The sequence below is a fragment of the Chryseobacterium sp. TB1-D10 genome, assembly GCF_059803555.1.
This window is the reverse complement of the sequence record NZ_JAPFHB010000020.1, coordinates 1-6837: the sequence shown is the minus strand read 5'-3', so window position 1 is coordinate 6837 and position 6837 is coordinate 1. Positions and strand designations below refer to the sequence as shown.

At 35.4% G+C, this 6837-nt stretch carries 6 protein-coding genes; all 6 read right to left on the bottom strand.

Translation table 11 applies throughout. The annotated features are described in order from the left end of the window. Positions 1-28: 28 nt before the first annotated feature. A complete protein-coding gene (locus OPU68_RS18025; protein WP_498475302.1) occupies positions 29-835 on the bottom strand; it encodes an SDR family oxidoreductase in 807 nt (268 codons plus the stop codon). Positions 836-1582: 747 nt separating this feature from the next. After that, entirely contained in the window at positions 1583-2143 is a 561-nt protein-coding gene (locus OPU68_RS18020; protein ID WP_498475303.1) for a DUF1345 domain-containing protein, read from the bottom strand. Between the two features lie 519 nt (positions 2144-2662). Further along, positions 2663-2857 (bottom strand): hypothetical protein, encoded by a 195-nt coding sequence (locus OPU68_RS18015; RefSeq protein WP_498475301.1) that lies wholly within the window; start codon positions 2855-2857, stop codon positions 2663-2665. A gap of 449 nt (positions 2858-3306) precedes the next feature. Continuing rightward, complete coding sequence (locus OPU68_RS18010) at positions 3307-4098, bottom strand: phosphatase PAP2 family protein (RefSeq protein ID WP_498475300.1); 792 nt, start codon at positions 4096-4098, stop codon at positions 3307-3309. A 211-nt stretch (positions 4099-4309) separates the two neighbouring features. Then, entirely contained in the window at positions 4310-6358 is a 2049-nt protein-coding gene (locus OPU68_RS18005) for a heavy metal translocating P-type ATPase (RefSeq protein ID WP_168638754.1), read from the bottom strand. 26 nt (positions 6359-6384) lie between these two features. Next, the coding region (locus OPU68_RS18000) for an MgtC/SapB family protein (RefSeq protein WP_498475299.1) at positions 6385-6837 on the bottom strand (453 nt) is incomplete at its 5' end.

The following is a 6837-nucleotide window of genomic DNA, read 5'->3' as shown; positions in this document are numbered from 1 at the left end:
GAAATCAACTTTTTATTATAACTTTAAACTAACAAATACTCCCTAAGAGAAAGTCCATTTTCTTTTGAAGACATACATAAGCTGCAACACTGTTTGCTCCTGCCTCTCCAACCATTGGTTTTAATATATCACCAAATTCCTGAGGTTTCTGAGGATAATATACAATCTCTTCTCCTATCCCATTGGAAAATTCTGATGCTAATTCATTCCCTTTCAAGTTTTCCAAACCGCTGATTTTGAAATTATCTGCTTTTAAATCTTCATTATAAATCGCTTCAACCACAAAAGCACTTACATCTCTTGAAGCAATCCAACCAATCGGCATCGCTTCTGGAGTAGGATAAGCTAGTTTTTTCTCATTGGTGATAAAAGGTGCACAGAATGGTCCCATCATATTTTCCATATAGATCGTTGGTTCGATGATCACATAATCTACTCCGCTACTTTTCAAATATTCCTGAACGTCCAATTTTATATCGTCAACAGGCGATCCAACTTTTTGAGACTCCAACCAGCCACTTGTATTCCAGACGATTTTTTTCACGCCATTAGCTTTAGCGGCATCAATTACATTTTTAGCATATTGCAAACCGTCAAAAGGATTAGGAAGAGATACAGGAATCATAAAGGCAATTGCATCGACGCCATTGGTAATTTCGCTTATTTTGTCAGCGTCAGCTAAGTTTGCTAAAACCGGCGTTGCTCCAGCATTAGCTAGCTTCTTAAAACTATTTTCTGAGCTTGTCGCAGCAATTACTTCCGCTCCTTTTTTAATACCTTCTGATATTACATTAAATTGTTGTGAGCCTGTAGCTCCAAATACTAAAATTTTCATGTTGCGATTGTTTTTATTTGATTAATTCTTACAAAGCTAAGCACACACATACCTATACACAAGTACACACCTAAAAGTCAACCACTTACCAAAAGGTTAAAATTATTGAATATCAGTTGATAAAATTTTAATAAGTTTACCAACTTTCTTTTGCTAATTAAATATAGTCGGATTTTGATCACCTTTTTTAAGCTATTACTCAAAAATTCATAGTAATTCTTTAAATTCATTTTATATAAAATCGGTAACTCATATCACAGATTTATGAAACAAAGTAATTTTATAATTTCCTAAAAAGTAAAACACGATAATAAATTTCATAAATACAATGTGCTATTACAGTAAAAAAATCTATTTGTTGTTCAATACATAGCTATGATATTATCAGTGTTATTCATAGATATGTTCCACACTACTGTCATTAATGCCCATTAAAGTAGTAACATCTAAAATCTACCTATATCAATTATAAAGAATAGAAAATATGCTAAAAATAATGTTTCAATATCTTGGGAACGGTTTTTTTCAGGAACTGGAAAAGTATTCGATAGATTCTAATGTCCTACCTCGAAAAGAAATAATCAATGAGGGAGAAAAAATTGTTTATATCCCTACATTATTAAAGGTTGCGTCAAATTTCACTCACTATATAGCAGGGGCAGTATTTTCCAAAAGTGAGGCATACTAAGGTTTAGTTTCACATTTAATTCGATATTTTCAAATATCTATGATAATCATCTTTTTTTCTTATTTTTGAAAGAATCCTGCTATGATATTGATAGTAAATGCTACAATAAAAGTATTAAATGCAAAAGCTAATATACCATGTAACCACGCTAACCGCCGTATCCTTTTCGACGTTATTTCTACATCCGAAACCTGAAAAGTCATCCCGATAACAAATGAAAAATAAGTGAAATCAAGGTAATCTGGCTCGTCGTCTTCAGGAAACCTCAAACCTTCAGGCTTTATTTTTCTACCACTGTCATGATCGATATCACAGTAGAAAAAATGAGCATATCTGAGTGTGAAAACTGTGTGTAAAAGCCACCAAGATCCTGCAACGCAACCTAAAGGAATAAGTATCTCTGCATAAATTCCTTGATCTGTCTTGTCCGATGTTTCTTTTAAAAGTATGATGATTGCAAGCAAACTGGCAAAGGCTGCAACTACTACAAAGCAAAATATAAGGGTTCTGCCTGAATCTTGCGCGTGAGCTTCATGCTTCACATCTGAAGGATGGGAAGTCAGGATTGTTATCCAAGACAGTATCAGACTCATAGTGGCGAATCCCAACCAGGTAATCATCAAAGTTATTGATGTTTCCATATTAGTTAGCAGCAATAATAAAAAGAGCAAAGTTGCCGACGCAAGTGAAATATATAATTTGTAATGTGAATCCAGGTGGTTGACCTTATCAGCTACTATTTTTAGATTTTGTTTAATATTCATATCATCGCAGTGACAGGTTGATTTTGCAATTTTGAATTTGGATCAAGAACATTTGTTTAAGTTCTTATCACTGGGGAAAATTTTTTTAATTGATAAAAGATATAATAGAATACAAGGAAATATTAAAATTTATTCCTACGTGGAGATCCTTATTTGTTTTTTTTTACAATGCCAAAAATCAGCAATAATGTTCGTAAGATTGCCTCAATCATAGAGTTTAAAACTAAATTTTATCAATAGCGGATTAATTAAACATCACTAATCTGAAAAGGCACAATTAAGAAGATAAATTGAAATACTGAATGTATTTATTATTTCTATAAAAAATATACTGAATTCCATTATTGAAATTCAGTATACTACGAACTGTTTTATTTACTTCTTACTCTCATCATGATGTTCTTTTTCATCATGATGTTCTTTCTCATCGTGATGCTCTTTTTCTTGATGATGCTCCGGTTCATTCGCGTGTTCAGGACCTTCGTGATGCTCCTTGTGCGGATGATGTTCTTTGTGCTCATGATGTTCCGGATGCTTGTGCGTCTCTTTTTTTTGATCTTCGTTGCTCATAACGTTTTAATTTAAAAGTGAATATTGATTGATTTTTGTTGTTATATGTGAAAGGCAAATAAGATGCCAAAATTAATACGTAACACCTTGATTTTAAATATTTTACATCTTTTTAAACCACATTTATTTGAGTCATCTAAATAATATTAAATGTCCTTTTAAATACGTGATATATTAAAATTTTACTCTAAAAAAATATTATATTTATCTGTCCATAATTGGCTATTGATCCTTTTAGTAAATAGATTGATTTATTTTTTACTGTGATGATGAATGGAATTATGAAGTTTAGTGGGATGCAGATACCTGTGAACTCCATAAATTATCATAGAGAGAAACATAATAACTAAAACTATCAAACAGAATATATCTTCCCAAGAAAGTCTGTGTTTCCCCCTCCTTATTACTCTTCTATTGAATCTTCTTCTAAATCCCATTATAATGACATTTTAAAAAATGACCTGATAATTAAGTCCAAAACTTTTCTGCTGGTAACTCTGTTGGAAGTAAGGAGAAATCATAGATAAAGTCTTTTTATTTTGAGTTTTAAATAAAATTTTGAGTTTTGGATATAACCAATAGGCTATCTCGGTTGAAAGAATACCGATACCTGCTCCAGCCAAAACATCGGTAGTCCAATGCTTATTATTGATGATTCTGTAAACACTGGTGAAAACAGCAAACGGATATCCTGACAGACTGATCCAAAAATTGCTGTCCCGATATTCTCTGAACATAAACTGCGCTGTTGAAAATGCAATTGCCGCATGTCCTGATGGAAATGACATATGATTTGACTGATCAGGTCGCTCCCTGCCGATCATTAACTTTGCTGGAATAACTATCGCCGAAGAAATAGCTTGCGATGTTGCCAAAATAATCGTGCGATCCTTTAAATTATGTTTCCCCTGAACCCCCGCAACGTTTAACCCATAGACCAGCGCAGCAGGTATAAATTGGGTATAGTTGTCTAATTTTGAATTGTTTAATCTGTGATCGCTTATTTCCTTTCTTACACTAGCATCAAACTTGTTGATTTCAGGAATTGCAAAAACCATCGCACCTGCTGATATCAAGCTAACCGGAACAATCATTTTTTTATAATCCAAGGTATTATCTCTTATTATTAAAGAATCTTGTTGAGCAGTTTTTCGTAATGACAAACTATCCTGAGCATAAATACTTAGAGAAAATTTAAGTAAAATGATCAGTATTGAATTTTTTTTCACATAAGTCCACATAAAAAATTATTTTTCTGAGTTTTTATTGTTCGCATGCAGCACTAATAGAATTTAATTTTATATAGTAAAATTTGATGTAACTTTCCTGTTCCCATATTTTATGGGAACTCAATCTTAATCAAATGAGTGGAGGCAAATTTTTCTTAGAATTGTAGTATCCTAAGGAGACAGGACACTACAATTTGCTCTATTTTATCTGTGTTAATCTCTTTTAAAATTTCATTCTTTGAATCCTTACTGCATTGAGGATGGCAATCATAGCAACTCCCACATCAGCAAAAACCGCTTCCCACATCGTAGCAAGGCCGCCAGCTCCGAGTACAAGCACGATAGCTTTTACTACAAAGGCAAGTATGATATTTTGCCACACAATTCTTTTGGTTTTTTTACCAATGTTGATTGCCATAGCTATTTTTGAAGGCTTATCATCCTGAATAACTACATCGGCAGTTTCGATAGTCGCATCGCTACCCAGTCCTCCCATGGCAATTCCAACATCACTTAATGCTACAACAGGCGCATCATTAACGCCGTCACCGACAAATGCTACACTTTCATTTCTTGCTTTTATTTCTTTGACCTTATTAACCTTATCTTCCGGAAGCAGGTCTCCAAAAGCATTGTCAATACCGATCTGTTCAGCCACATATTTTACTACAGTCGTTTTGTCACCACTCAGCATCGTGGCCTTTACCTTCAAACTATGAAGTTTATCAACTGCCTGCTTTGCATCGTCCTTGATACGGTCAGCAATAGTAATGAACCCTGCAAATTTACCGTCGTAGGCAATGGCGATGACCGTGTATACGATTTTGGAAGGATCAACGTCATAACTGATCTTGAATTTATCTAGCAGTTTAAAATTACCAACAAGGATTTCTTTCCCATTAGCTATAGCCTTAAGACCGTGCCCTGCAATTTCTTCTGTATCTTCTAAATTGATTGAATTGTTGAGTTCTCCTACAAACTCGTGAACAGCAGTAGCCACCGGATGGGTACTTTTACTTTCAACAACATTGACCAGCTGGAGAATTTCATCCTTGTCAAAACCTTCCTTAATGGTAACGTCCTGGACTTTAAAAACACCCTCTGTCATGGTTCCGGTTTTATCCATAACCACATTCTGAATCTCAGCAATCTTATCCAAAAAGTTACTTCCTTTAAATAATATACCGTTGCGGCTCGCTGCTCCGATTCCTCCAAAGTAACCAAGCGGGATAGAGATCACCAATGCGCAAGGACATGAGATCACTAAGAATATCAATGCTCTGTACAACCAATCTCTGAAAATATAATCATCAACAAAGAAATAAGGTACGAGGCAGATTAAAACAGCTAATGCCACCACAATTGGGGTGTAAATTCTTGCAAATTTTCTGATAAAGAGTTCAGTCGGAGCTTTTTGCGCTGTTGCATTCTGAACAAGTTCCAGGATCTTGCTGAGTTTGCTGTCCTCATAAGCCGTATTGACTTTGACCAAAGCTACACTGTTCATATTGATCATCCCGGCTAACACTGTTTCCCCTTTATTTTTGGAATCAGGTTTACTTTCCCCTGTTAAAGCCGCTGTGTTAAAAGACGCAGAGTCGGAGATCAATTCTCCGTCCAATGCGAGTTTTTCTCCTGATTTTAACTGAATTGTATCCCCTATTTTGGCTTCGGCAGCTTTAATTTTTTTAGGCTGATTATTTTCAATAATGGTTACCTCATCAGGTCGTTGATCTAAGAGTGCCTTAATATTGGTTTTAGCTCTCGACACCGCCAGAGTCTGAAAAACCTCTCCCACTGCATAGAATAGCATAACTGCCACGCCCTCTGGAAATTCTCCGATAATGAAAGCTCCTATTGTTGCAATGCTCATAAGGAAAAATTCTGAAAACACGTCACCTTGTTTGATACTTTCAAAAGCCTCTTTTAAAACTGGTAGACCTACTGGTAGATAAGCAACACCGTACCAGACAATTCGTACCCAATCTTTAAACCATTCCGGTTTGATGTAATTGTCCAGTGCAATGCCAGTTAATAAAAGTACCAATGAAATAATCGCAGGCAAGAACATCTGAAAAGCAGTTTTATCAGTTTCTCCATGATCATGTCCATCATCATCTGAATGTTGACGCTCTTCCTTTTTTTTCTTTGGAGCGCAGCATACGTCTTCTTCAACTAATTTTTTGGCTCCGGCATCTTTATAGATTTTGCCTTCCTGCGGAGTACAGCAAAGCTGCTTTCCATTCTCGTCGTAGATGTGTTTATGTTCCATAATAATATTTTTTAATGATTGTTAGGTTACTTTTTATTTATATCCTGGTCTGATTGACTTCCGATTTTTAGAATTTTTTTATACCAGCCAAATTTGTTAATACTTAAGATGAACAACGTAAGAACGGTTGCTAAAAAAGATAACAAAAACATGTTCAGTGCAAGGGCAGACCCTATTGCTGATGCAGCCCATAAAGCAGTGGATGTTGTAAGCCCCTGCATGCTTCTGGAACTATCTTTAAATGCCAGTCCAGCTCCGAGAAATCCTAAACCGGCAGGTATCGCCGCCAGCATTCTCGCTATTGCAGATTTGTCATCTGTAAGATGCGAGGCAACGGCGACAAATAAGCAAGAAGCCATACAGAGAACGCCAAAAGTGCGAACCCCGGCATCTTTGTGGGCAGTTTCCCTTTCGAAACCTATTAATGCACCAAAAAAAAGTGCTAATAATAATTTTCCGGCAAGTAAAAGTTCAAATTT